Raw genomic sequence first — 2,071 nt, forward strand, 5'->3', positions numbered from 1 at the left:
CCTCATTCGAGAGCAACTTTAAGCTGCTCGATCTGCGTGTAGCCGTTGCGCTGAAAGTCCTGAACGGCGTTTTCGTGAACGCCTTCCAGCAGCAGAACGCGGATTTTATCTTTGGCAAGGGAATGCCGGGTCATTCTAAAAACCTTCCAACGAAGACGGCTCAGGGCCAAGGGTGCAGGCCTGTCCTAATCGAAGCGGGCCTAGCCTTCGAGAATTTCTTCCGCCGGATAGCCCTGCAAGAACAGCAACCCGGTAAGATCCGAGTGGTTCAGCGACAGATGCGCCGCCGCCGCCACAATCGGTTTTGCCCGGAACGCCACACCGAAGCCCGCGACCGAGAGCATATCGAGATCATTCGCCCCATCGCCGACCGCAAGCGTGGCCGAGAGCGGTAGGCCGCGCTGAAGCGCCACCGATTCCAGCGTGCGGCGCTTGGCAGCTCTATCGAAGATGGGTTCGATCAGACGGCCCGTGAGGCGGCGCTCGCCGCTGCCGGTGAGTTCCAGATGATTGCAGTGAACGGCATGGCAGCCCAGGGTTTTGGCAACCGGATCGGCGAAATAGCCGAAGCCGCCGGTGGCAATCACGCAATGCGCGCCGTGGTGGGCCATCGTTGCAATCAGGCTTTTCGCGCCGGGCATCAGGCGAATGCGCGCGGCGCAGGTATCCATGATCGCAACGGGCAGATCGGCCAGCAAGGCTACGCGCTCGCGCACACTGGTGGCGAAATCCACCTCGCCGCGCATCGATTTTTCCGTAATCGCCGCAATCTGCGGGCCGATGCCGATATCGGCGGCCAGATCATCCAGCATTTCATTTTCGATGAGCGTCGATTCCATATCGGCGACGAGCAAGAGCTTCCGTCGGCCCGCCGTTTCGACCAGATTGGCATCGACGGGCTTATCGGCTAAAGCCGCGCGGAGCCGGGCAAGATCGATCGGCTGCGAGGTGACGATATCCGCAGCAACGCCCGGCACCAGCCAGCGTACCGCCGAGCCGTGCAGATTGGCGACGGATATCGCCTCGGCCACTAGCGCGTCGGTGACGGCGGGGGTCGTAGGCGCGGAACTGAGGACCAGGGTAAAAGGCATGGACCATCCATTATGAACAAGAGCACACGACAGCGGCTCATCCTGGCGGGACCGACGGCGAGCGGCAAGTCTGCCCTGGCCTTAGCGGTGGCCGAGCAGACGGGTGCTGTTATCATCAATGCCGATTCAATGCAGCTATATCGTGAGCTGCGCCTGATTACCGCCCGTCCCAGCCAAGCGGAGGAGGCCCAGGCCCCGCACGCGCTTTACGGCTATCTTTCGACTGCCGACGCCGCAACGGCGGAAAGCTGGCGGCAGGATGTTGTCACCCTGTTGGATGGGTTAGGCGATGCGCCCGCGCTGCTGGTTGGCGGCACCGGCCTCTATATCAAGGCACTGATGGAGGGTTTCGCCGATCTGCCGCAGGTACCGCCGGAGGTGCGCGACGCGGTAGGGGAACTGCATGCCGCCGAGGGGGCCTTGCCCTTTCACGCCCGCCTCGCCGCCGTCGATCCTGCCAGCGCCGAGCGTCTGCGCCCCTCCGACAGCCAGCGGGTGAAGCGCGCTTACGAGGTCTGGGCGGCGACAGGAAAGCCCTTTAGCAGCTTCCTCCACGCGCCGCGCTCCGGCCCGCCGGCGGGCTATTCTTTCGTCCCCGTAGTGCTCGCGCCGGACCGGGCGTGGCTTTATGAGCGGATCAATCAGCGTTTTTCTCAGATGGTCGAGACCGGCGCGCTGGACGAAATCGCCGCTTTTGCCGATCGTCTGCCCCAGCTTCCGAAGGAGGCCCCCTTACGCAAAGCCGTGGGTGTGCCAGAATTGCTGTCCTATCATCAGGGTGAGATCGGGTTGCCCGAAGCAATAACCTTGGCGCAAGCCGCCAGCCGCCAGTATGCCAAGCGGCAAACTACCTGGTTTAAACACCAGCTTTCCGGCGCTCTGACCGTTGATCCGCAACAATATAATCGAGCTATGCAGGAAATCTTGTCGATCATGACGCAAACCAACTTGACCGGCTGACCCGCCCCCGCATAGCGTCT

The 2,071-nt window shown here is 62.4% G+C and carries 3 protein-coding genes; 1 reads left to right on the forward strand and 2 read right to left on the reverse strand.

Annotation, left to right across the window (positions count from 1 at the left end; all coding sequences use genetic code 11):
* Window positions 1-2: 2 nt before the first annotated feature.
* Window positions 3-134 carry a hypothetical protein gene (locus tag VZ95_RS28300; protein WP_269747114.1) on the reverse strand — a complete coding sequence of 44 codons (132 nt, stop codon included), beginning with the start codon at window positions 132-134 and terminating at the stop codon, window positions 3-5.
* Between the two features lie 66 nt (window positions 135-200).
* Window positions 201-1,091, reverse strand: coding sequence for a phosphoserine phosphatase SerB (gene serB / locus VZ95_RS14385; protein ID WP_045776469.1), 891 nt, complete (start codon window positions 1,089-1,091; stop codon window positions 201-203).
* Window positions 1,092-1,103: 12 nt separating this feature from the next.
* Here serB and miaA point away from each other — a divergent pair, with 12 nt between their 5' ends.
* Window positions 1,104-2,051, forward strand: a complete 948-nt coding sequence (miaA, locus tag VZ95_RS14390; RefSeq protein ID WP_045776470.1) for a tRNA (adenosine(37)-N6)-dimethylallyltransferase MiaA — start codon at window positions 1,104-1,106, stop codon at window positions 2,049-2,051.
* Window positions 2,052-2,071 lie beyond the last annotated feature (20 nt).

The organism is Elstera litoralis (assembly GCF_000963705.1).
Taxonomy (GTDB): Bacteria; Pseudomonadota; Alphaproteobacteria; order Elsterales; family Elsteraceae; genus Elstera; species Elstera litoralis.

Bases quoted from the DNA above. Each gene is read 5' to 3' on its own strand.
- serB (WP_045776469.1), bottom strand. From the start codon at position 1,091: ATGCCTTTTACCCTGGTCCTCAGTTCCGCGCCTACGACCCCCGCCGTC.
- VZ95_RS28300 (WP_269747114.1), bottom strand. From the start codon at position 134: ATGACCCGGCATTCCCTTGCCAAAGATAAAATCCGCGTTCTGCTGCTG.
- miaA (WP_045776470.1), top strand. From the start codon at position 1,104: ATGAACAAGAGCACACGACAGCGGCTCATCCTGGCGGGACCGACGGCG.